The 23,002-nt window shown below is 71.6% G+C and carries 15 protein-coding genes; 8 read left to right on the top strand and 7 right to left on the bottom strand.

Going from position 1 to position 23,002, the window contains the following annotated elements:
* Window positions 1-7: 7 nt before the first annotated feature.
* The 3 genes from AB0B29_RS13575 to AB0B29_RS13565 are packed head-to-tail and all read right to left on the bottom strand — an operon-like array spanning window position 8 to window position 2,484.
* Window positions 8-994, bottom strand: a complete 987-nt coding sequence (locus tag AB0B29_RS13575; protein ID WP_362238168.1) for a biotin-dependent carboxyltransferase family protein — start codon at window positions 992-994, stop codon at window positions 8-10.
* Window positions 987-1,700 carry a 5-oxoprolinase subunit B family protein gene (locus tag AB0B29_RS13570; protein ID WP_362238165.1) on the bottom strand — a complete coding sequence of 238 codons (714 nt, stop codon included), beginning with the start codon at window positions 1,698-1,700 and terminating at the stop codon, window positions 987-989. The genes AB0B29_RS13575 and AB0B29_RS13570 overlap by 8 nt, the downstream gene beginning before the upstream one ends.
* A gap of 1 nt (window position 1,701) precedes the next feature.
* Window positions 1,702-2,484, bottom strand: a complete 783-nt coding sequence (locus AB0B29_RS13565; RefSeq protein WP_362238162.1) for a LamB/YcsF family protein — start codon at window positions 2,482-2,484, stop codon at window positions 1,702-1,704.
* A 323-nt stretch (window positions 2,485-2,807) separates the two neighbouring features.
* Between AB0B29_RS13565 and nac the strand changes: the two genes are divergently transcribed.
* The 4 genes from nac to AB0B29_RS13545 all read left to right on the top strand — a co-directional run bounded on the left by nac (window position 2,808) and on the right by AB0B29_RS13545 (window position 6,752).
* Window positions 2,808-3,737: a nitrogen assimilation transcriptional regulator NAC gene (gene nac / locus AB0B29_RS13560; RefSeq protein WP_362238159.1), complete on the top strand. Its 930-nt coding sequence runs from the start codon at window positions 2,808-2,810 to the stop codon at window positions 3,735-3,737.
* 150 nt (window positions 3,738-3,887) lie between these two features.
* Entirely contained in the window at window positions 3,888-4,895 is a 1,008-nt protein-coding gene (locus AB0B29_RS13555) for a 2-hydroxyacid dehydrogenase (RefSeq protein ID WP_362238156.1), read from the top strand.
* Window positions 4,892-5,662, top strand: a complete 771-nt coding sequence (locus AB0B29_RS13550; RefSeq protein ID WP_362238153.1) for an SDR family oxidoreductase — start codon at window positions 4,892-4,894, stop codon at window positions 5,660-5,662. The genes AB0B29_RS13555 and AB0B29_RS13550 overlap by 4 nt, the downstream gene beginning before the upstream one ends.
* A gap of 28 nt (window positions 5,663-5,690) precedes the next feature.
* Complete coding sequence (locus AB0B29_RS13545) at window positions 5,691-6,752, top strand: L-idonate 5-dehydrogenase (protein WP_362238150.1); 1,062 nt, start codon at window positions 5,691-5,693, stop codon at window positions 6,750-6,752.
* 169 nt (window positions 6,753-6,921) lie between these two features.
* Here the strand turns inward: AB0B29_RS13545 and tgmB are convergent, their stop codons facing one another.
* From tgmB to AB0B29_RS13525, 4 genes are all read right to left on the bottom strand, one after another.
* On the bottom strand, window positions 6,922-7,968 hold the full coding sequence (tgmB, locus tag AB0B29_RS13540) for an ATP-grasp ribosomal peptide maturase (protein ID WP_362238147.1): 1,047 nt from the start codon (window positions 7,966-7,968) through the stop codon (window positions 6,922-6,924).
* Window positions 7,968-8,213 (bottom strand): putative ATP-grasp-modified RiPP, encoded by a 246-nt coding sequence (tgmA, locus tag AB0B29_RS13535; protein ID WP_362238144.1) that lies wholly within the window; start codon window positions 8,211-8,213, stop codon window positions 7,968-7,970. The genes tgmB and tgmA overlap by 1 nt, the downstream gene beginning before the upstream one ends.
* 70 nt (window positions 8,214-8,283) lie before the next feature.
* A complete protein-coding gene (locus AB0B29_RS13530) occupies window positions 8,284-8,526 on the bottom strand; it encodes a hypothetical protein (RefSeq protein WP_362238142.1) in 243 nt (80 codons plus the stop codon).
* A gap of 163 nt (window positions 8,527-8,689) precedes the next feature.
* Window positions 8,690-11,605, bottom strand: coding sequence for an AfsR/SARP family transcriptional regulator (locus AB0B29_RS13525; protein WP_362238139.1), 2,916 nt, complete (start codon window positions 11,603-11,605; stop codon window positions 8,690-8,692).
* A gap of 172 nt (window positions 11,606-11,777) precedes the next feature.
* Between AB0B29_RS13525 and AB0B29_RS13520 the strand changes: the two genes are divergently transcribed.
* The 4 genes from AB0B29_RS13520 to AB0B29_RS13505 all read left to right on the top strand — a co-directional run bounded on the left by AB0B29_RS13520 (window position 11,778) and on the right by AB0B29_RS13505 (window position 23,002).
* The gene (locus tag AB0B29_RS13520) at window positions 11,778-12,002 is read left to right on the top strand and encodes a hypothetical protein (protein WP_436845839.1); all 225 of its coding nucleotides are present in this window, start codon (window positions 11,778-11,780) and stop codon (window positions 12,000-12,002) included.
* 925 nt (window positions 12,003-12,927) lie between these two features.
* Window positions 12,928-14,199 (top strand): MFS transporter, encoded by a 1,272-nt coding sequence (locus AB0B29_RS13515; protein ID WP_362238136.1) that lies wholly within the window; start codon window positions 12,928-12,930, stop codon window positions 14,197-14,199.
* Window positions 14,174-17,908: an amino acid adenylation domain-containing protein gene (locus tag AB0B29_RS13510; RefSeq protein ID WP_362238133.1), complete on the top strand. Its 3,735-nt coding sequence runs from the start codon at window positions 14,174-14,176 to the stop codon at window positions 17,906-17,908. Before AB0B29_RS13515 ends, AB0B29_RS13510 begins: the two co-directional genes overlap by 26 nt.
* A gap of 69 nt (window positions 17,909-17,977) precedes the next feature.
* The gene (locus tag AB0B29_RS13505) at window positions 17,978-23,002 is read left to right on the top strand and encodes an amino acid adenylation domain-containing protein (protein WP_362238130.1); all 5,025 of its coding nucleotides are present in this window, start codon (window positions 17,978-17,980) and stop codon (window positions 23,000-23,002) included.

The raw sequence follows: 23,002 nt of genomic DNA, 5'->3' as shown, positions 1-23,002 counted from the left end.
TCGAGGGTCAGCCGGCATCGGGGGCGCGGATGCGCAGGGCGTCGAAAGCTGTACGGACGCGGGTGCGCAGTGCGTCGACGGCGTGGCGCTGGGTGCGGTGGGCGGTGACCGCCTGGTCGAGGGTGCGGTGGCGGAAGCGGATGGTCTGCCCAGGGCGCACCTGCCCGAGGGTGGACAGACCGGTGGCGGTGACCACGGCCAGGACGGGGTAGCCGGCCGTTACGCCACGGCCTCGGTGCAGCACGAGAAGTTCGTCCCCCGCCGGCACTTCGACGGCGCCGATGGGGACGCCGCGGGAGAGGACCTCGCCCGTGGTGACGCGGCGGGGCACGTCGCCCTGCAGGCGCAGGCCGATGTGGTTGCTGCGCGGACTGACGGTGAAGGGGGCGTCGAACAGGCGGCTTCCCGTGTCTGCGAACTCGGCCCGGTCGGGGCCGTCGGTGACGTCGATCGTCCAGGTGGTGGGGAACGGGAGGACGGGGGCGTTCAGGCGGAACAGCGGGATCCGTGAGAAGGGGTGGTCGATGGGCGGGCAGGTCGCGCGCAGCACGAGTTCGTCACCGTCGCGCAGGGCGGGGCCGAATCCCAGGATGGTGTCGGGAGCGCAGCTGCCCTGCAGGTAGTCGGCCTCGAAGGAGCCGAGCACAGCCAGGTAGACGCGCAGTCCCCGACGAATGCCGCTGACGCGAAGGGTCTCGCCTGCGCGCACGGAGACCGGTTCCCACTGCGGGCGGACGACTCCCTCGACGGTCACGTCGGCGGGCGCGCCCGTCACCGCGACGAGGATGTCGCCGGAGGAAACGCACGCGAAGTCGAGTGCCGTGATCTCCAGCAGCGGGGCGCGGTCGTCGTTGCCGCACAGGACGTTGGCGACGCGCGCCGAGTGCTGGTCGACGGCTCCGCCGGCGGGCAGGCCGTAGCGGGAGCGGCCGACTCGGCCGAGGTCCTGCACGGTGACGATGCCGGCGGTGCGGATCGTGAGGGTGTCAGCCATGACAGGCCGCCAGGGGCGTGCCGGCATAGTCGTCCCACTCGTCGGGCGTGATGGGGACGAAGCGGAAGGTGTCCCCGGGCCGGTAGGCGGTGATCGGGTCGCTGTGCAGGTCGAGCACGCGCACGGGGGTGCGCCCGAGGAGCGGCCAGCCGCCGGGCGAGGGCATCGGGCAGATGACCGCCTGCCGGCCGGCGACGGCGACCGAGCCGGGATCGACGCGGATGCGGGGGGACGCCAGCCGCGGCACCGGTTTCGGGAAGGGCGGGCCGTCCGTCATCGGCGCCCCCGCGGGCGCGCCGAGGCAGCGTACGGTGAGGTCGGTCCCGGAGTGGAGGGCGATGACCTCGCTCTCGGTCAGGTCGAGTTGCCGGGCGACGTCGGGCAGGTCGGGTCCGTACTCGCCGCCGTAGACGGCGGGTACGACGAAGCGTCGTGGCGGTACCGTCGGTGCGGGGTGCGGCCCGAGGCGGGCGGCCTCGTGCGCCACGATGCGCCGGAGGGTGTCGTGGTCGGTGCGGGTGCAGTCGAACTCCACGAGGAGGGCGTCGTAGGTGGGCACCACGTCGTGGACTCCGGTGAGCCGTACGGCGTCCAGGGCGTCGGCCAGGGCGTGGACGAGCCGCCAGGCGTCTTCGGCGTCCAGGCCCACGGCCCTGGCGGTCAGGGCGGAGTCACCGCAGTCCGTGATCGTGATGTTGCCGTTCATGTCAGGCGCCCGTCCCGCTCAGCGCCTTGTCGAGAGAGGTGATCTCGACACCGGCGGCGAGGAGTTGCTCGCGGATGCGGCCGGCCAGCGCGATCGCTCCGGGGCTGTCCCCGTGCAGCAGGACGGTGTCGCAGGCGACCGGGATGTCCTTGCCGTCGACGCTGCGGATGACCCCTTCGGTGACCATGCGCAGTGTCCGCCGGGCCACCTCGTCGGGGTCGTGGATCACCGCTCCGGGCTCGGAGCGGGGGACGAGGGTCCCGTCGTCGCGGTACGCGCGGTCGGCGATGCCGACGATGCCCACGCGCAGTCCGCGGGCGCGGGCGGCGTCGGCGAGCTCACCGTCCTGCGCGAGGACGATCAGCGACTCGTCCAGGGAGGCGACGGCGTCCACGACGGCACCGGCGTAGTCGGCGCGTACGGCGACCAGGTTGCCCAGGCGTCCGTGCGGGGCGACGTGCTGCACCCGGGTGCCGTGCGCGACGGCGAACGCCTGGAGGGCGCCGATCTGGTACAGCACGTCCGTGCGGACCTCCTCGGGCGTGAGGTCCATCGCGCGGCGGCCGAAGCCGACCAGGTCGGGAAAGCTCGGGTGAGCGCCCACGGCCACCCGCTTCTCCACGCAGGTCCGGACGGTGGCGTCCATGATGCGCGGATCACCGGCGTGGAACCCGCAGGCGACGTTGGCGGACGTCAGCATTTCCAGGAGGGCTTCGTCGTCGCCCATCGTGTAGGCGCCGAATCCCTCGCCGAGATCGGCGACGAGGTCAACCATGGGGGTCATGACGTCCTCCGGGGAAAGAATATGAGGAAGGAGATGCCATCACGTCTTAGCGATATCCCGATTGAGATCCGCACTCTCGGACACAAAGCGAAGGTCCCGAGCAGAGAGAATTCCTGGGAGCCGATTCCTTCGACTTCTTCGGGCGGTTCCGGGCTGGATGTTCCGCTCAACTTAAGCCCATGCTCGCCTGACCGCCAATATGCGTTCGATCTGGCGTTATCGCGGATGGTTATGACCTGCCTCACACCCCGGGCCCTCCTGGGGCTGTGCTCACGGGTGGCCGCTCCCTACGATGAGGCTCCGCTCCCCGTGGAAGGCCCCGCATGGACACCAGGCGTCTGTACTCGTTCATCAAGATCATTGACGCGGGGAGCATCACGCGCGCGGCCGACATCCTGCACATCGCGCAGCCCGCGCTCAGCCAGCAGCTGTCCGCGCTGGAGGCGCAGTTCGGGCAGCAGTTGCTGATCCGCAGCAAGCGCGGGGTCGCCCCGACCGAAGCGGGCCGGGCGCTGTACCGGCATGCGCAGCTGATCCTGAGGCAGGTGGACCTCGCGCACGCCGCCGTGGAGGTCTCCGGCCGGGCGCCCGCCGGCAGCGTGTCGGTGGGCCTCGCGCCGTACAGCCTGGGGGCGGCGCTCGCGCTGCCGCTCCTGAAGAGTGTGCGCGAGCGCTACCCGGACATCCTGCTGCACATCAACGAGAACTTCGGCGGCGTGATCAGCGAGGCCATCATGACCGGGCGGATGGACATGGCGTTCATCTACGGGGCCGGCCCGCTGCGGGGCGTGCAGTTCGAGCCCGTGCGCACGGAGGACCTGTTCCTGATCGGCGCGTCCGGCGCGACGGCCCCGCCGGGACAGGGTGAGGTCAGCCTGGAGGAACTCAAGAGCGTGCCGCTGCTGCTCCCCAGCCGCATCCACACGATCCGGCAGGTGGTGGACGCCGCCTTCCAGCAGGCGTCGCTCCGGCCGCACGTGGTGGGCGAGGTCGAGTCCGCGCTGACGCTCGTCAACGCCGTGGACGCGGACCTCGGCGCCACCGTCCTGCCGTGGTCGGCGGCGCGCGCGATCCTCGACGTCCGCGCCCTGTCCGTGCGCCGCATCGTGGATCCCGTCATCCAGGTCAAGCTGTCCGTGGTGACGTCGGACAATCAGCCCCTTTCGGAACCCGCCCTGGCGGTGCACGATCTTTTCCTCGAACTGATCACCACCTTTGACGGCTCCCCCGAGGGTGATAAGGACCGCCAATAGCGTCACACAAATCCGCTATTTGTTTCCCGTGACCGCCCCGGCTAGCGTCTTTCAGAACCAGCGCCATACAGAACCAGCGTCTTACAGGCCCCGGTTCTTTCGACGCCAGCCGCCGGTCGGCACATGCACGGCTCGTCACTGGAGACATAGATGAAAAAGCGTGTCCTCATCACCCGTGAAAACCTGCCCGGCCGCGGCCTGGACCGTCTGTCCGGGGTGGCGCAGGTGGTGGCCTGGCCCGGGACCGGGAAGCCCGCGCCCGCCGACCTCGCCACGCCGGCCGCCGGGGTGAGTGGCGTTCTGGCCCTGGGCAACGATCCGGTGGACGGCGCGCTGATGGACGCGGCGGGCCCCTCGCTGCGGGTCATAGCGCTGGCGAGCATGGGTTTCGACAACGTCGACCGCACTGCCGCCGCCGAGCGGGGCATCGTCGTCACCCACACCCCTCGCGTGCTCGCGGAGACCACCGCCGACCTCACCTTCGCCCTGATCCTCTCCGCCCGCCGGCGGATCGGCGCCGCCGAAGCGAGCCTGGCCTCGGGCTCCTGGGAGCTTTTCCGGATGCACGACTACCTCGGTCTGGACATCCACGGAGCCACGCTCGGCCTCATCGGCTACGGTCAGATCGGCCGCGCGGTGGCCCGCCGAGCCCACGGCTTCGGCATGCGCGTGCTCCACCACGACCCCTACGCGCCCGACGACGACCTGTCGGCCTCGGTGGATCTGACCACGCTGCTGGCCGAGTCCGACGTGGTCTCGCTGCACGTGCCGCTCACCGAGGAGACGCGGCACCTGATCTCCGGCCGCGAACTGGCCGCGATGAAACCCACGGCCACACTGGTCAGCACCTCCCGCGGCGGCGTGGTCGACGAGGAGGCCCTGCTGCACGCCGTCCGGGAGGGGCGGCTGCACTCGGCCGGACTCGACGTCTTCGAACAAGAGCCGATGGGAACGGAGTTGTCACCACTGGTTTCCGAGCCCCACGTGGTCACGCTGCCCCACATCGGCTCGGCCACCGAGGCGACCCGGGCCGCCATGGTCGACCTGGCCGTCGACAACATCCTCGACGTCCTCTCCGAACGCCCCGCCCGGACCCCCCTCCCCGGCAGCCCGGCCGTGCCGGGCGCCCCGGCCGGCACCGCCGGAGCGCACGCATGAGCCACCCCCTGTTCGACATCACCGGAAAGACGGCCCTGGTCACCGGCTCGAGCCGCGGCATCGGCAAGGCGTTGGCCAAGGGTCTGCTGGAAGCCGGCTGCACGGTCGTCCTCAACGGACGCGACACCGCCGCCCTGCAAGCGACCGCTGCGGAACTCGCGGGCTCCTTCGGGGACCGGGTACGGACCGCCGCCTTCGACGTGACGGACTCGGCAGCCGTCACCGCCGGCGTCACCCGCATCGAGGAGGAGACCGGGCCGATCGACATCCTGGTGAACAACACCGGAGTCCAACACCGCAGTCCTCTCCTGGAGTTCACCGACACCGACTGGCACCGTCTCCTCGACACCAACCTCACCGGTGCCTTCCTCGTGGGACGCGAGGTCGCGCGACGCATGGCGCCCCGGGGCCACGGCAAGATAGTCAACATCTGCTCGCTCCAGAGTGAAGCGGTCCGGCCCGGTATCGCCGCCTACTCCGCCACCAAGGGCGGCCTGAAGATGCTCACCAAGGGCATGTGCGCCGACCTGGGCCCCCTGGGCATCCAGGTCAACGGCATCGGCCCCGGCTACTTCGCCACCGAACTCACCTCGGCCCTGGTAGCCGACGAGGAATTCAGCGCCTGGGTCCGCAGACGCACACCGGCCGGCCGCTGGGGCGCCGTCGACGACCTCGTCGGGGCCCTGATCTTCCTGGCGTCCCCCGCCTCCGACTTCGTGGGCGGCCAAGTGCTCTACGTCGACGGCGGCATGCTCTCCGTCCTGTGACGGACGCCGCAACGAAAGGGAACCCACCATGCAAGCCTGCGTCGTCCACACGGCAGGAGACCTGCGGGTCGAGCACCGCTCCCCCACCCGACCCGGCCCCGGCCAGGTGGCCGTCGCCGTCGCCCTCGGCGGAATCTGCGGATCGGACCTGCACTACTACCGCCACGGCCGGGTCGGCGACTTCACCGTCCAGGAGCCGATGGTCCTCGGCCACGAGGTCGTCGGCCACGTCGCCGCCCTGGGAGCCGGCGCCGAGGGACCGGCCGTAGGAACCCCGGTGGCGGTCCACCCCGCCACACCGTGCGACCACTGCCCCGCCTGCGTGGCCGGCCACCGCAACATCTGCGCCGACACCCGCTACCTCGGCAGCGCCGCCCGTACGCCCCACGTCCAGGGCGGCTTCGCCCAGCTGGTCACCGTGCCCGCGGCACAGATCCGCCCGCTGCCACCGGAACTCAGCCTGCACTGCGCTGTCCTGGCGGAGCCCCTGTCGGTGGCCCTGCACGCCGTACACCGGGCCGGTGACGTGACCGGCAAGCGCGTCCTGGTCACCGGAGCAGGGCCGATCGGCTGCCTGGTCACCGCCGTTCTGCGCCACAAGGGCGCAGCCGAGGTCGTCGTGAGCGACCTCCTCGACACCCCCTTGCGCATCGCCACCGCGTCCGGGGCCACCGCCACGGTACGGGCGGACCACCCCGACGACGGAGCGTGGGCGGACTTCTTCGACATCGCCGTAGAGGCATCCGGGGCACCCGCGGGGCTACGAAGCTGTGTCGAACGAGTGCGCCGCGGGGGAACCGTCGTACTCCTCGGCCTGCTGCCCCCCGGTGAGGTGCCCCTGCTGGGCAACATCGCCGTCACCCGCGAACTGGAGCTTCGGGGCGCCTTCCGCTTCGACTCCGAGTTCGACGAAGCGATCGACCTGTTGGCCCGGGGTCTGCCCGTCGGCGCGATCGTGACGCACACCTTCCCACTCGCCGAGGCGCACGCCGCCTTCGACATCGCCCATGACCGGGCCGTGGCCTCCAAGGTCCTGCTGGACCTGACTGCGCGGCAGAGACGTGAAAGGCATGGGCGGGTCACTCACTAAGGGCAACTCGCCCACGGACAGCGCCCATCCCGTCCTGCTCTGAGCCGTTGGCGTCCCGCAGGGGACGGTCCCCAGGAGCACCTCCGGGACGGGCACGTACTCCATGGACGTCGAGGCCTACAGCAGCTCCGGAACGTCGCCGTACTCCTGCACGGTGACAGGTGGCTGATCACCGCTCGACGTATACGGCGGGAGGAGCCCTGGCTGCCGGGGGCGCGCCTCCGCACCGTTGTCGGCACGGGGGGGGCTCATGCTCCAACGCCCTTTGCAGTTCGTCGGCGATGGCATGACCGATCGAGTCGGTCACCGGGTCGGGCTGCCACGCCCACTGTCCGTTGGGGTTGCACTCGAGGAAGTACCAGTCGCCGGCGGGCGTGACGGCGAAGTCGAAGGCGCCGAAGACCAGTCGGAAGGTGGTGAGGTACGCGGACACCGAGTGCGCGATCCGGGCGGGGACGGCGATCGGCGTGCACTCCATGAGGGACTGCCGCTGCCGCCAGTCCAGGTCCGGGCTGTCGATGCGGACCGCGAAGAGCCGGCTGCCGACAACTGTGAGTCGCACGTCGAACGCCTTCTCCACCTTGGCCTGGAACAGATGCGGGCAGACGGCCACGGCGGGCGTGATCTCGTGCGGGCGCACTTCGCGAACCCATACCTGCTGTGCCCTGCCGTCGATCGCATAGGGCGTGTTGCACAACGGCTTGTAGACCACGGCACCGGAGTGCTGGGCGGCGAACTCGCGGGCCTGTTCGTGGTCGTTGGTGATCAGCGTGGACGGGACGGACAGGCCGCTGCGCTGTGCGGTGGCCAGCTGGGCCGGCTTGTACTCGGCCGCCCGGTTGTTCCACGGATGGTTGACGTAGTGGGCTCCGGGAAGCGACGCCAGGATGCCCCCGACGCCCCACAGGGACTGAGAGGCAGCGAACCTGCGCTCCTGTCCGCCCAGTTCGGGCGGTCCTTCGTAGGGGGAGGGACGGCGAGTCCAGACGGAGCGCACCTCGGTGAGGTCGAGCTCGCGGGTCGGCGTGCGCAGGGTGCCGCGTTGATCACCGGTACGGTACGTGGCGGTGAGCACGGCACCTGTGTGCAGGTCGGTGCCGGGGTCGAGACGGACCACCGGGACCTGGCGTTCCGCAAGGATGCGCAGGACCACGTCAGCGGTCACGTCGTGGAGGCTGGTCAGAACCAGCACCGACCCGATCGGGCTTGTCGCCATCAGTCGTGGTCGGAGTCCGACGAGCTGTCCGAGTCATAGCTGTCGGCGCAGCTGGTACTCGTGGAGCTCGACGTGCCGCTGCTCGTCTGGTGGTGGAGCTCGACCGCCTGGCCGTGTTCGTCGATCACGACGGCGATCTGGGTCTGCGGGTCGATCACCGCGGTGAGCAGGGGAACCGGCCGCGTCTCGGCATACGGTGCCATGCGGGTGACGCCCCAGGGGGCGCCGGCGCTTCGCGTTGTCATCGTTCGTCTCCTTCGCTTTCGACTGTCCGGGGGCTCGCTTCGTCCGTAGGGGAGGTCTTCGGGTTCGTGCTCACTCTCGGCGGATGAAGTCGATCTGAACCGACGCGAGGAACGGCTGTACGCTGACGCACTCCCAGCCGATCGGCTCCACAGCCGCGACGATCTTGTCGATCTCCTTGCGGATCGTCTTCATGGACACCCTGGCGCGGATGTCGATGTCGAACCCGGCGACGAAGAGCAAGTCGCCTCTGCCATAAGCGGTTCTGGCGTCCGAAACGAGTTTCTGCATACGCCAGGCATGTAGCAGCCCCATGTGGTTCCTTCGTTGTGGATGCAGGCGCGGCTCACACGGTGAGCGATGAGTCCATGCTGGCAAGGGGCGTTGAAATGCGGATGAAATCCCGGTTCAGCGGGCGGCTGTGGCGGCAGCGGTGCGGCAGGGAGATGAGGAACAGCCGTCTGTGACGGATGCGGGCTCAGGCGAGTTCACCGGATGCGGTGCGGGAGCGGGCGACGGCCCGTTCGAACCGGTCACGCGCCTGGACGAGGTCCTCCGTCGCGGCCTGGTGCCAGCCCAACCGGTTACGGATCTCGGCCTTCAGCCCGGCGCCGGGTCGTTCGCCGACCACCGCGCGTGCCTCGGCGTGGAAGCGGGCCGCTCCGGCCTGGTTGCCCAGGCACTCCTCTGCGGCGGCGAGTCTGCCGAGGACCGCGGCGAAGAGGGGGGTGTCCCCCACGCGCTCGGCGAGTTCGGCTGCCCTGGTCAGCGCGTCGGCGGCCTGCGCATGGTGCCCGCGGTCCAGCTGGAGCGTCCCCATACGGAAGAGCGTCTTGCTCAGGATCCGGGGCCTGCCGATCCTCTCGGCGAGACCGACCGCTGACGCGTAGCACTCCTGCGCCTTGTCCTTCTCCCCCACCTGATGGTGGACGGCGCCTACATTGGCCAGGTACATCACGGCGAGCCAGTCGTCCTCCACCCCCCGGGACAGCTCAGAGGACTCGGCCAGGAGCGCGGCGGCCTCGGCCGGCTCCCCCGCCGCGTTCGCGAAAATGCCGAGGGACCCCAGAGCCCGTGCCTGCTCGAGGACATCTCCGGTGCGGCGGCTGATCCGAAGCGCTTCGCCCAGCCAGCGGCGCGCCTGCCCGTAGTGACCCTGCAGCCCGTAGGCGATGCCCATGCAGGTGCGCAGTTGGGAGACCATGCGTTGGTCGGTGAGCTGCTCGGCGAGCGGCAGCACGATCTCGACGGCGGCCCGGCACTCGTGGTACCGGCCCTGCCGGGTGAAGTAGTCGCACAGTCCCTCGGCGAGCCGGCCGGCGTCGTCCACGTGGCCCACGGCCACCGCCTGGGCGACCACGTCGACCAGTTCGCCGCCCGCCGCGTCCAGCCATGCCGTCGCCTCCTCCCCGTGGGCGAAGGGCGCCGTGTCGGCCCTCGGGCCGGTGGGGAACGCAATGGGGCCCCAGTCGCTCGCACGGCGGGCGGCGGCCACGTAGAGCCGGAAGACCCCTGCCCGCGCCGCGGCGACTTCCGCGGGGTGCGCGGCGGCGACGCGCCGGGCGTAGACCGCGACCAGGTCGTGCAGGCGGTAGCGTCCCGTGACGGCCTCTTGGACGAGACTCGCCTCGACCAGGCTCTCCAGGACGCGCTCGGCGGCGGAGGGGGTGAGGCCGAGCAGGGCGGCCAGGGTCAGCCGATCGAAACTCACGGTGGGCGAGAGGCCCAGTACGCGAAACGCCCGACGCTGCGCGTCGGGAAGCTGATCGTAGGAGACCTGGAAAGCCGCCTCCACACTGCGGTCCTCGACCGCGAGTTCCGCGAGACGGTGCTCGTCCTCAGCCAGCCGGACCACCATGCGCTCCAGCGCCCACAGCGGGCGGCTCTGCATCCGAGCCCCGACGACCCTCAGAGCCAGCGGCAGCCGGTCGCACAGGCGGGCCAGTTCGCGCACCGCGGCACGCTCCGGATCGGACCCCGTGCCGCCGACGACACCGGTCAGCAAGGCCTCCGCCTCGTCCGTCTCCAGCGGCGCCAGCGAAATCCTGCGATCGACGTCGAGCCCGGTCAGCCGCCGACGGCTGGTCACCAGCACGAGGCTGCCCGGACCTGCGGGCAGCAGTGGGCGCACCTGTTGTGCGGCGCGTGCGTCATCGACCACAACCATGAGCCGGAGGAAGGCAGTGGCCGCTCTCCAGGACGCCGCCAGGCCCTCGACGTCCCCCGAAGGATCGTCGTCGCCTTCCGTGAGGCCGCCGACCGCCCGCAGCAATCGGCGCAGCACGCGCTCCGGCACATCTGGCTCCCGTCCCTGCCGGTGACCGTTGAGGTCCACGAACAAGCAGCCGTCCGGGAAACGGTCGCGTACCGCCCGCGCGGCGCGCACCACAAGCGCGGTCTTGCCGACTCCGGCCATGCCGTCCACCGCACGGACTGTCACCGCCTGCTCGTCCATCGGCGCCAGGAGCGCGTCCAGCTCGTGGTTGCGCCCGGTGAAACCGCCGGCGGCGACCGGTAGTTCGTCCCGCGGGCGCCGGAGAGGGCGCGCGGCCGGCGGCCGCCGGTCTGTCGATCGGCCTGCTGGTGGGAGTGCGCCGACGAGGAGAACTTCATCAGCGCGCAGCACTGCCTCGTGCATCCGCCGCAGTTCACCGCCCGGCTCCGCTCCCTGTTCCTCCACCAGACGGCGGCGCACCTTGGCGAAGACGGACAGCGCATCGGCTTGCCGGTTGGCGGCGTAGAGGGCGCGCATCAACAGCGCGGCCACGGACTCGTCGTGGGGGTGCGTCGCGGACAGAGCGAAGAGCTCCGCGACGACCTCGGCGTGTCGGCCCAGCCGCAGCTGACACTCCGCCTTGTCCCGCACCAGCACAAGCCTGTACTCCGACAACCGTAGACGCTCCGCCTCGGCGAACGGCCCGGGGAGCGCCGACAGGGGCTCACCGTGGAACAGGTCCAAAGCGGCGGACCACGCGCTCGCCGCGGCGGCCGGATCACCGGAATCCCGCGCTCTGTGGGCCTCTTCGACGATCTCCCTCAGTCGGGCCACGTCCGTCCGGACGCATCGCGCATCGAAGCGGTAGCCGCCCCGGTCGGTCACGATCACGGACCCGGAGGTACTCCCTGCTTCCGGGGCCAGACGCCGGCGCAGCTGGTGCACATAGACCGGGATGACCTTGGCACCCGTGCCCGGCGGCTCCGGGCCCCATACACCGTCGAGCAACTGCTGCCGGCTGACGGTGGTGCCCGGCCGCAGCAGCAGCGCCGCCAGCAAGGCCTGTTGGCGCACCGGACCGAGGTCCAGCCGCACGTCGCCGCGCCAGGCCTGGAGCGGACCGAGCACGGCGAACCGGAGCGGACTGCTGTGTGTCGGCAACTCCCCGTCGGAGGGCACGCTGGGGAGTATAGGGCCGCGTTCCCCCCGCTCACAGGGGCCGGACTTCACGCGGCCGCCGGGCGGCAGAGGCACGGGACGCCCTTGAGGGTGCGCCGATGCCGCGATCAAGCAGTTCCACGTCACCTGCGACTGCGCGGGAGCCGAGCGTCTGGCGCGCTTCTGGTACGAGGTGCTGGGGTACGTCGCCCTGGACGACGGCTCGCTCGACGACCGGGTCCGCGAGGAGACCGGCGGCTACGGCGCCGACATCTACGTCGACGCGCTCGGCCCGGGCGCCCCGCACGAGACGTTCCTGGCCGGCATGCGGGTGATGGCACGCGGCGGCATCGCCGTCCACTGCTCGATATCGCTCGGCTGCCCTGCACATCCGCCGTGCAGGGCAGGCCACCCATGACGAAGACAAACAATCGTCGAGGTACCGCGCGGACACCGAGGTACTGGAACGTGAGGCCACTCTGACCACCCCTCGCGCGCCGAGGTGGTCGTGCGGCCGGGCGGGCCGAGGCGCTGCGCACCCTCGAGCGACGGCTCGGTCCGGCGCTCGCCAGGGCGCTGCGCGGGCGGTGACGGCGGGCCGTCGGCCGGCCGCCCTGAGGGGCGAACTACGCGGGAAATCCACCGGTTCACTGGCCGCAAGGCGAGCAAATTGTGTCGTCATCATGACTGAAAAGCGCGGGTATTCGTCAGGAACCCGATCAGTCGGCCGGACACAGCGCCCGCCGCGCCCCTCCCCCGAGCCGTCCGGCCGGCTTCCCGGATCGCCTCCCCAACCCCATACGCCGGGCGTACGCGTCCCGCGGCGAAGGGCTGGACCTCCCGCCGCCATGCGCCGTGATCAGCGGTGTGCATCCGGCCGTCACACCCGTCCAGGAAGCCGTCCGGACCGCCCGCCGCGGAGGCCGGCCGACGGGGGTGAGTGAGCGAAGCCGCTCGTGGCCCGTTCTTCGGCGACGTCGCCCACCGTCCGAATTCAAGCTGCGGAACAGGCCATTCCTTCTGGATCCACCGTCGTTGACGCGTTTCACGCGAACTGTTAGAACGATCGGCGGAAAACGCGCGCTGCTCCGGTAGCCGCAATACGGGGGTGGGGGCACTTCTTGAGGACACTCGCACGGGGGATTCCGGACTCGAGAGCCGGAAACGAGCACGCCTGACAGGTCATACATAAGAACGCCGGGATCGTCGACGCATGCCCGCGGGCATGCCGGCACATCACGCCCCGGCGTCTCTCCCATTCGCACACCCGCGGCGGTGTTGGCGCGTTTCATGCCACCCGCTGACTTAGCTTGCCCATTTCGGCCTACCGAACGGTGTGGAACGTGAAAGCATATCTGGCCATCCTGCGCATCGGTGACTACCGGTTGCTCTGGTCGGCTCTGGTGCTCAACCTGCTCGGCGACGGTGCCACTTACGCCGCGCTCGCCTGGATCACGGTGGAGGAGGCCGGCGCCGCCGGGCTGGGAATCCTGGGAGTCTGCCTCACGCTTCCGGTGATCGCCGGAGGGGCCGTCGTCGGCCCGCTTCTCGACCGGTTCTCCCGGCGCAAGCTCTTCATCTACGACTCGGTGTTCCGGGGCGTGGTCGTCGCGCTGATCCCGCTCCTCGCCTTCGCGGACTCCCTTGATGTCTGGCACCTGTACGTCGTGGCGCTGGTGTACGGCTTCCTCAAGATCATTCCGCTGGCCGGCACACCCGCCGTGCTGCCCGAACTGGTGCCCGCCGACAAGCTCCAGGCGGCCTCCGGCCTGGAAGCCACCGCCATGGGCGCCGCCAACGTCCTCGGCCCGGCCATCGGCGCTGGTCTGATCACCCTCTTCGGCGCTCCCAACGTCCTGCTCCTGGACGCCGCCACCTACCTGCTCTTCGCCTTCCTGATCAGCCGGATCAAGGCTCCGATGGGGCGCCCCGAGCCGGCGGAGACCACCGGTGACGCACCGCAGCGGCCGGGCTGGGCGCCCGTCTTCCGGCTCATCGTCCGCGACCGGTTCCTGCTGGTGCTGACGCTCTCGTTCGGCGCCTTCAACGTCTCCGCCGGCGCCCTGGTGGTCGCGCTGCCGTGGCTGGCGAAGTTCGAGTTCGGCAGCGGGCCCGGGGTCCTCGGCCTCATGCTGGCCGTGATGGCGGCGGGCGAACTCATCGGCTCGCTGGTCTCCGGCGCCGTACAGACCTCCGAGAAGCAGATGCTCCGCATCGGCGTCTTCCAACTGCTCTCCGGCGCCGTCCTGTTCTTCCTCATCCCGACCGCGCTGCCCTGGATCCTGCTCGGGCTGGCGCTCAACGGCATCCTGTCGGCGCCCATGACCGTCCTCGGCGGTGTGGTGCGGATGACACGGGTGCCCAACGAGATGCGGGGCCGCGCCATGACGCTGATGCGCACGGTGATGGCGGGCGCCCTGCCCGCCGGTTCGGCGCTGGGCGGCTTCCTGCTCACCGACAGCCACTACCACGGGCTGATCATCGCGGTCGCCGCGCTCGCAGCCGCGCCCGGCATCCTCACGGTCGTCCTCTTCCGTCGTACCCCGTTCAGACTGGGGGTGACCGCGGCCGATGACCAGCAGACCAAGAATGACATCGTCCCTTCCGGCTCCTGACGCCGACGAACCCGTCCTGCTCGTCACCGACCACCCGCGCACCCTCGACAGCGGTACGGCACCCTTCCGCACCCTCACCGTCGACCTGCCGCCCCTGCCGCGCCACGACGCCGACGAGGAGGGCGCCCTCCTCCTCGCCGCGTACGCCGTGCTGCTGCACCGGTACACCGGCCGCCGCCGGCTCCTCGTCGACACCGACCGCGGAGCCCTGGCGCTGACCGTGGACTCGGCCGGACCGGTCGACGCACTGCTGGCCGGGTGCGCCGCGCCGCAGCCCGCCGGACCCTCGGCCGGCACACCCGTGCGGTACGCGGACCACACGGCCCCCGGCGCCCCGACGGCGGCGACGGGGACGGGAGCCGCGACGGCGCCCGGCGAGGCGTGCGAGCTGCTCCTGATCCGTGACGGGGACAAGGCCCGCCTGGCGTACCGCTCCGCCCTGTTCGAACCGGCCACGATGGAACGTTTCGCCGAGCACCTGCTGCGCGTACGGGAGTTCCTCGCCCGCCGGCCCGACGCCACCGTCGGCGAGGCGGACCTCCTCGCGGAAGGCGAGCCGGCGCTGATCCTCGGCACCCTCAACGACACGGCCGTCGACTGGCCGGACACGGCCACGGTCCACGGGCTCTTCGCCGAGCAGGCCCGGCGCACCCCGGAGGCCACCGCCGTCACCTGGGCCAACGGGCGGATGGACTACCACGAACTCGACCGGCGGTCGGCGGACCTGGCGGCCACGCTGCGCGCCTGCGGGGTGCGCACCGGCGACCGGGTGGGACTCCGAGCGGCGCACGGCCCGGAACTGGTCGTCGCGGCGCTGGGCATCCTCCGCGCCGGTGCGGCCTACGTCGCGCTGGAGCCCGACCATCCGGCCAAGCGCACCGGCTGGCTGCTGGCCGACTCCTCGGTGCGGGTGCTGGTCACCGGCCCCGGCCTCCCGGCGGCCCCGCCCTTCGACGGCACGGTCCTGACCGTGGACGTCCGGGACCACGGGCACGCCGCCGTCATCCCGCACCCGGGCGCCGGAGCACAGGCCCCGGCCGACCCCGCGTCTGCCGGAGACCTGGCGTACATCTGCTACACCTCCGGCACCACGGGCACGCCGAAAGGCGTCCAGGTCACGCACCGCAACGTGGTCCGGCTGGTCAAAGGAACGGAATACGTACCGTTCGGGCCGGACACCAGAATGCTGCCCACCGGTTCGGTCGCCTTCGACGCGAGCACCTTCGAGATATGGGGACCGCTGCTGAATGGCGGAAGTCTCCACATGGCCGACCGGGACGTCATTCTCAACGCCCGGGAATTGGGCCGGGAAGTGAGCACGCGGCGGATCACCACCATGTGGCTGACCTCCCCGCTCTTCAACCAGCTGGTGGAGCAGGACGCGAAAGCGTTCCACCCCTTGAGGGAACTCGTCGTCGGCGGTGACGCGCTTTCCTCCCCGCACCTGGCGAAAGCCCTCGACGCGTGCCCGGAACTGACCGTGGTGAATGGGTACGGGCCGACGGAGAACACCACGTTCTCCCTCACCCACCGCGTCACCCGCGACGACCTGGACGGCCGCCGCATTCCCATCGGCCGGCCGATCGCCAACTCCACCGCGTACGTCCTCGACGAGGCGGGACGCCTGTGCCCCGTCGGCGTACCGGGTGAACTGTGCCTGGGCGGGGCGGGCGTCACGCTCGGCTACCTGGGCCGGCCGGACCTCACCGCCGAGCGGTTCACCGAGGACCCCTTCGTCCCCGGCGGCCGGATGTACCGCAGCGGCGACCTGGCGCGTCTGCGGCCCGACGGAGTCATCGACTTCCTCGGGCGCCGCGACCACCAGGTCAAGATCCGCGGGTTCCGCATCGAACCCGTCGAGGTCGAGAAGGCCATGCTCGGCCACCCCCGGGTCGCCGAGGCCGTCGTGACGGCACGGCCCCTGCCGGGCCGCGGCGACCTGCGGCTGTGCGGCTACTACGCCGGCCCCCGGCCGCCCGGGCCGGAGGAACTGCGCGACCACCTCGCCCGCACCCTGCCCGGCCACATGGTCCCGACCCACCTGGTGCCCCTGGAGCGGCTGCCGCTCACCCACACCGGCAAGGTGGACCGGGGCCGGCTTCCCGACCCCGACGGCTCACCCCTGCTCGCCGCGACGCCGTACACCGCGCCGGCCGACGACATCGAGCGCACGCTCGTCGAACTGGCCGAGGCGGCACTCGGCCTGACCGGCATCGGCACCGGCCACGACCTGCGCGACCTGGGCGCCGACTCGCTCACCGCCACCCTGATCGCCGCCGGCGCGCAGGAACGGCTGGGCCGCCACTGCCCGGCGGGCGCGGTCCTGCGCAGCGGTACGCCCGCCCGTCTCGCCGCCCTGCTCAGGGAGTCCACAGCCACCGCCGCGGCACGCATCCCGGCCGCGCCCGACGCCGACACCTACCCGGTGACCCCGCAGCAGCGACAGGTCTACCTGGAGCAGATCAAGGACGAGCGGGCGGTGCACTACAACGTGCCCGTCACCCTCGACCTGCCCGCCGGCACCGACCCGGCGCGCCTCGCGGACGCCCTGCGGCGGCTCCCGGAGTACCACGAGGCGCTGCGTACCCGCTTCACCGTCGAGGGCGGCGAGGTCCGCCAGTGCGTCGAGGACCACGCCGAACCCTCGGTACGGGTCGTCGACGACCCGCGCGACGCCACGCCGCCCGGGGCGTTCGTCCGACCCTTCGACCTGGCGCGGGCACCGCTGTGGCGCGCCGAGGTGCACCCGGCCGGCGAGGGCGTCCGGCTGCGGCTGGACCTGCACCACATCATCGTGGACGGCTTCTCCCTGACCCCGCTCCTGGAGGATCTGGCGCTGCTGTACGCGGGCGGCGAACCCACCCCGCCCGCCCGCAGTTACCGGGACTACGCGGTGTGGCTCGGGGGACGCGACGCCACCGCGGCCCGCGAGGCGCAGGCCCTCCACTGGGAGGAGGTGTTCGCCAAACCGGTCGACCCGGCGGACCTCCCCACCGACCGGCCCCGCCCGCCGCTGCGCGAACTCGACGGCGACGTCCTCGCCTTCGGCCTCGGCCGCGAACGGACCGACCGGATCCGCGCCGTGGCACGCGCGCACGACGTGACACCGTTCGCCGTGCTGGCGTCGGCGTACGCCCTGCTGCTGGCCGGGCTCAAGGGCACGGCCGACATCACGATCGGCACCCCCGTGTCCGGCCGCACCGTCCCCGGACTGCACCGCACCGTGGGCATGTTCGCCAACACCGTCGTCCTGCGCCTCGACGCCGACCCCGCCCTGCCGTACGACGCCTTCCTGCGGCGCACCGGCGAGGCCGCCCAGGAGGCCGCCGCGCACCAGGACTTCCCGTTCGAGGAGGTCGTGGCCCGGACGGCCCCAGGGCGGGACTACAGCCGCACCCCGCTGTTCGACGCGCTCCTCGCGCTGCACAGCACCCGCTACCTCTCCGTCGACTTCCGGGGCACCCGCGTACCGCTGCGCCTGGAACAGACCGGACAGGCCGTGTTCGACCTCAACATGCAGATCCACGAGACGCCCGGCGGCCTGGACGTCGCATGGCAGTACGCGGCCGGTCTGCTGCGCCGCGACACGGTCGAGACCTGGCGCGACACCTTCACCTCGGTGCTCGACACGGTGACCACCGACCCGGCCACTTCCCTGGGCGCACTCCTGCCCGCCCCCTCCGGCTTCGACCTCGACTTCGATCTCTGACTGCACACGGCACCACGCACACGCACAGCCCGTCACGCACTCACTCGCAGCTCGATCCAGGAGACACCTATGCCGTCGCACCACTCCGAGGCAGCACCCTCCGCGCAGGCCGCCCACTGGCGATCCCAGCTGGCCGCGCTCACGGAGACCTCCGGCTTCCTGTCCGACTTCCGCCCGCCGGCGGACCGGGAGCGGGTGCCCACCGCCACCCACGCGGTACGCCTCGGACCCGAACTGACCGCCCGTCTCGACCGCGTCAGCCGCGACCGGCCGGAGCAGCTGCACGTCGTCCTGACGGCCGCCCTGATCGCCCTCGTCGGCCGCTGCACCGGCCAGGAGGACGTCGTCGTAGCCCAGCCCACCCGGGGCGCCGCCGCCGGCCACGCCGGCGGACCGCTCCTGCTGCGCACCGCTCCCACCGGCACCCTGCGCGAACTGCTCGCCCGGGTAGCCGCCGCCGTCAAGGAGGCCGAGCGCCACCAGGACTGCGACGTGGCCGTCCTCGCCGCCGAACTGGGCCGCGCCGACGCCTTCGACACCGCCATCGAGCTGACCGGCTTCCACGACGCCGGGTACGCCACCCCCGCCGCCACCCGCTTCACCGTCTCCCGCGAGGACGGCGGACTGGTCGTCACCGTCACGTACGACACCGACCGGCTCGCGGAGGACTCCGTCCGCCGCGTCGCCGGCCACTACGCCCTGCTGCTGGACCTGGCCACCTCGGAACCCGACCGGCAGGTCACGGACCTGCCACTGTGGACGGACGAGGACGCGAAGATCATCGCGGCGAGCAACGCCACCGCGCGGCCCTTCGACCGCGACACCACCCTGCACGGCCTGTTCATCGCGCAGGCCGGCCGCACTCCCGACGCCCCCGCGCTCCTCACCGACGCCGGCACCGTGACGTACGGCGAGCTCGATGCCCGCTCCGACCGGCTCGCGCACACCCTGCGCGGACGCGGCGTCGGCCCCGGCACGGTCGTCGCGCTGGTCGCGGAGCGCTCGCCCGAGATGATGACGGGCCTGCTCGCGGTGCTCAAGGCGGGTGGCGCCTACCTGCCCGTCGACCCCTCCTACCCGCAGGCCCGCATCGACTTCCTCCTCGCCGACAGCGGGGCGCGCCTCGCGCTCACCCAGGCCCGGTTCGCCGCACTGCTCGGCGACACCCCGGCGCTGGACCTCGAGGACGCCGCCGTGTACGCCGACGCCGACGTCCCCGGCCCCGCGGGCGGCGCCGGGGACGTCGCGTACGTCATCTACACCTCCGGCTCGACCGGCCGCCCCAAAGGTGTGCAGGTGGAGCACCGCAGCGCCGTCAACCGGCTCGCCTGGATGCAGAACGCCTACCCGCTCGGGGCCGGCGACGTCATCCTGCAGAAGACCTCCGTCTCCTTCGACGTCTCCGTCTGGGAGCTGTTCTGGTGGCCCCTCGCCGGCGCCGCCCTCGCCCTGCCCGCGCCCGGCGCCGAGAAGGACCCCGCCGAGCTGCTCGCCGCGCTCGGCCGGCACTCCGTGACGACCCTGCACTTCGTGCCGTCGATGCTCAGCATGTTCCTCGGCCACCTCGACCGGTTCGGCGACGTCTCCCGGGCCCGGACCGTACGGCAGGTCTTCGCCAGCGGCGAGGCCCTCACCCCGGCCCAGGCCGCGCAGTTCGCCGAACTGCTCCCCGAGGCCCGCCTGATCAACCTCTACGGTCCCACCGAGGCGACCGTCGACGTCACCCACCAGCCCGTCACCGGCCTCGACCGGGCCGACAGCCGCGCCCGGCTTCCCATCGGCCGGCCCATCGACAACATCCGGATGCACGTCCTCGACGACCAGGGCCGCCCGTGCCCCGTGGGCGTGCCCGGTGAACTCCATGTGGCCGGCGTCGGCCTGGCCCGCGGCTACCTCGACCGACCGGAGCTGACCGCCGAGAGATTCACCGGCGGCGCCGCGGTCGGCGAGGAGCGCCTCTACCGCACCGGTGACCGCGTCAGGTGGCTGCCGGACGGCACCCTCGACTACCTCGGGCGCGTCGACTTCCAGGTCAAGGTCCGCGGCTTCCGCGTCGAACCGGGCGAGATCGAGGAACGGCTGCGGGCCCACCCGGACGTCCGGGACGCCGCGGTGGTCGCCGTGGACGACGGCCTGACCGCCTCTTTGCGGGGCTTCGTCGTCCCGGCCGGGGAGGCCCCGGCGGAGAGCGCGCTCAAGGACCACCTGCGCGAGGCGCTGCCCGCGTACATGGTGCCCGGCCGCGTCCTCGCCCTCGACGCACTGCCGCTCACCCCCAACGGCAAGCTGGACCGCGCGGCCCTGCGCAGCCCGGACGCGCTGCGCCCGAGGCCCGCCGGCCACGTCGCCCCGCGCACCGAGCACGAGAAGACCCTCGCGGAGATCTGGCGCGAGGTCCTCGGACGGGACCGGATCGGCGTGAACGACAACTTCTTCGCCCTCGGCGGGAACTCGATCCATTTCGTGTCGGTCCTCGCCAAGGCCCGCGAGGCGGGGCTGGAGTTCACCTTCCAGCAGCTCTTCAAGCACCAGACCATCGCCCGGCTCGCCCGCTGCATCGAGGACGGGAACGAGTCCGCGACCGCCGAGGCGGACGTCGCGGCGCGCGGCGCGTTCCGGCCTTTCGAGCTGATCGACGACTCCGACCGGGCCCTGCTGCCGGAGGACGCCGAGGACGCCTACCCGCTCTCCATGCTCCAGGCCGGGCTGATCTTCCAGACCGAGATCACCGGCGGCCTCGGCCAGTACCACGACGTGCTGAGCTACTCGATCACCGGCGCCTTCGACACCGAGGCCTTCACCGAGGCCGTACGCCTGCTCACGTCGCGCCACCCGATCCTGCGTACCACCTACCACCTCACCGGCTACAGCGAGTTCCTCCAGATCGTGCACCGGGAGGTGGACCCGCCGCTGACCGTCGCGGACCTGCGCCACCTCGACGCGGCCGGGCAGGAGGCCTGGCACCAGGAGTGGCTGGCGAAGGAGAAGGCCCGCCGCTTCGTGTGGGAGGAGGGCGGGCTGGTCACCCTGCACGTCCAGGTGCTCGGCGACGACCTGTTCCGCTACACCGTCAGCCAGCACAACTCGGCACTCGACGGCTGGTCCATCTCACTGCTGCACACCCAGCTGTTCGAGCTGTACCACCAGCTGCGCGAAGGCCGCGACACCTCCCGCCCGCCCGTCGACAACCACCTGCGCAACTTCGTCGGCCTGGAGACCGAGGCACTGCGCTCCCAGAACTCCCGGGACTTCTGGCTGAAGGTGCTGCAGGACCCGCACCCCGTCGACGTGCCGGCCCGGCCCGGTGCCGAGCCCACCGACGACTTCCGCGTCGTCCTGCGGGACGTGCCCCTGCCGAGCGGGCTCACCCAGCGCATCGAGGCCACCGCCGACGCCCTGTCGGTGCCCTTCAAGGACGTGCTGCTCGCCGCCCACATGAAGGTCCTCGCCCTGGTGTCCGGCCAGGACACCGTGATGACCGGCTACGAGCACAGCGGCCGGCCGGAGCTGCCGGGCGCGGAGACCACCCTCGGCCTGCACCTCAACACCGTGCCCTTCCAGGTGGACCTCGCCGGCGGCAGCTGGGCCGACCTGATCCGCCGCGTGTACCGCGCCGAGCTCGACCTGCTGCCGCACCGGCGCTACCCGATGGCCCGGATGAAGCAGGACCTCGCCACCCAGCGCGTCCTGTTCAGCACCACCTTCAACTTCACCCACTTCTATCTGCTCCAGAACCTCAAGAAGCTGCCGGAGTTCTCCCTGCTGGACATGCGGGTCGACTCCGAGACGGAGTTCCCGTTCCGCACCGAGTTCTCCCGGCACTTCTTCGACGACGAGCTCCAGCTCTGCCTGCACTTCCACACCCACCTGTACGACGAGGCGCAGATCGACCGGATCGGCGGCTACTTCGTGCGGGTGCTGGAGCTGATGGCCGCCGAACCCGACGCGCCGCACGAGGCCGACTCCCTGCTCGCGGACGAGGACCTGGCCCTGCTGGGCCGCACGCCCGGCCCCGCCGGCCGCCCGGCGGACCGGGCCGGCTCCACCGCCGGCAGCGCCTCCGAGGCCACCGTCGCCCGCATCCGGGGCGCCTGGGCGGACGTTCTCGGCACCCCGGCTTCCGCCATCGCCCGCGACGGCGACTTCTTCGCCCTCGGCGGCAACTCCCTGCTGGCGCTGCGCGTCGTGCTGGAACTCGACGGACTGGTCACCCTCTCCGACCTCACCCGCATCTCACGCCTCGGTGAACTGGCCGCCCTGGTGGACGAGCGCTCCACGCGTGAGGAGGGTGCCGGCCAGGAGGACGGCGAGCTGCTCCAGCGGCTGACCAGTGCCCCGGGCGAGGACGCCCTCGGAGCGGTGATCTGCGTCCCGTACCCCTGCGGCCACCCGGTGAACTTCAAACCGCTCGCCGAGGCGATCGAGAAGCTCACCCCCGACCTCGTCGTGTACGGCGTCGAACAGCCGGGCCACAGCCCCGAGCGCCGGGGCGAGTTCACCGACGTCGCCGAAACCGTGGTGCGGATCGTCGACGAGATCGAGCAGCGCGCCGACCTGCCGCTGATCCTCTGGGGGCACTGCGGCGGCGCCGCCGTGACCGTCGAACTGGCCCGCGTCCTGGAGGAGCGCGGCTTCGACCTCCGGCACGTCTTCATCGGGTCCAAGCTGCTGCCGCCCGCCTCCGACATGCGCGAGTCCATCGCCATGATCGACGGCTGGAGCGACGAGGAGATCATCACGTACATGGTCGAGGAGACCGGCTACAGCGAACTGGACGGCCTCGACCACCGCTACATCTCCTTCCTCGGCGACTCGTTCCGCCACGACGTGTGCGGCGGCTACCGCTACTTCATCGGGCGCACCGAGCAGCCGTCCGGGCGGCGCATCGAAGCGCCGTTCACGGTCGTCGTCGCCGACGACGACCAGGGCCTCACCCACGCCGCCGAGGCCCACCGCTCCTGGGGGCTGCTCGCCGAGGACGTGCGCTTCCAGCGGCTGGCGTCCGGCGGCCACTACTTCGTACGAGGAAACCCCGCCGGCACCGGCGAACTGATCGAGCGGGCGTGGGCCACCACGACCGAGATGGAGGGCTGA

The sequence above is a fragment of the Streptomyces tibetensis genome, from assembly GCF_040647715.1.
Lineage (GTDB): Bacteria > Actinomycetota > Actinomycetes > Streptomycetales > Streptomycetaceae > Streptomyces > Streptomyces tibetensis_A.
Note: the sequence above shows the minus strand (reverse complement) of the source record. Positions and strands in the feature narration are given on the sequence as shown.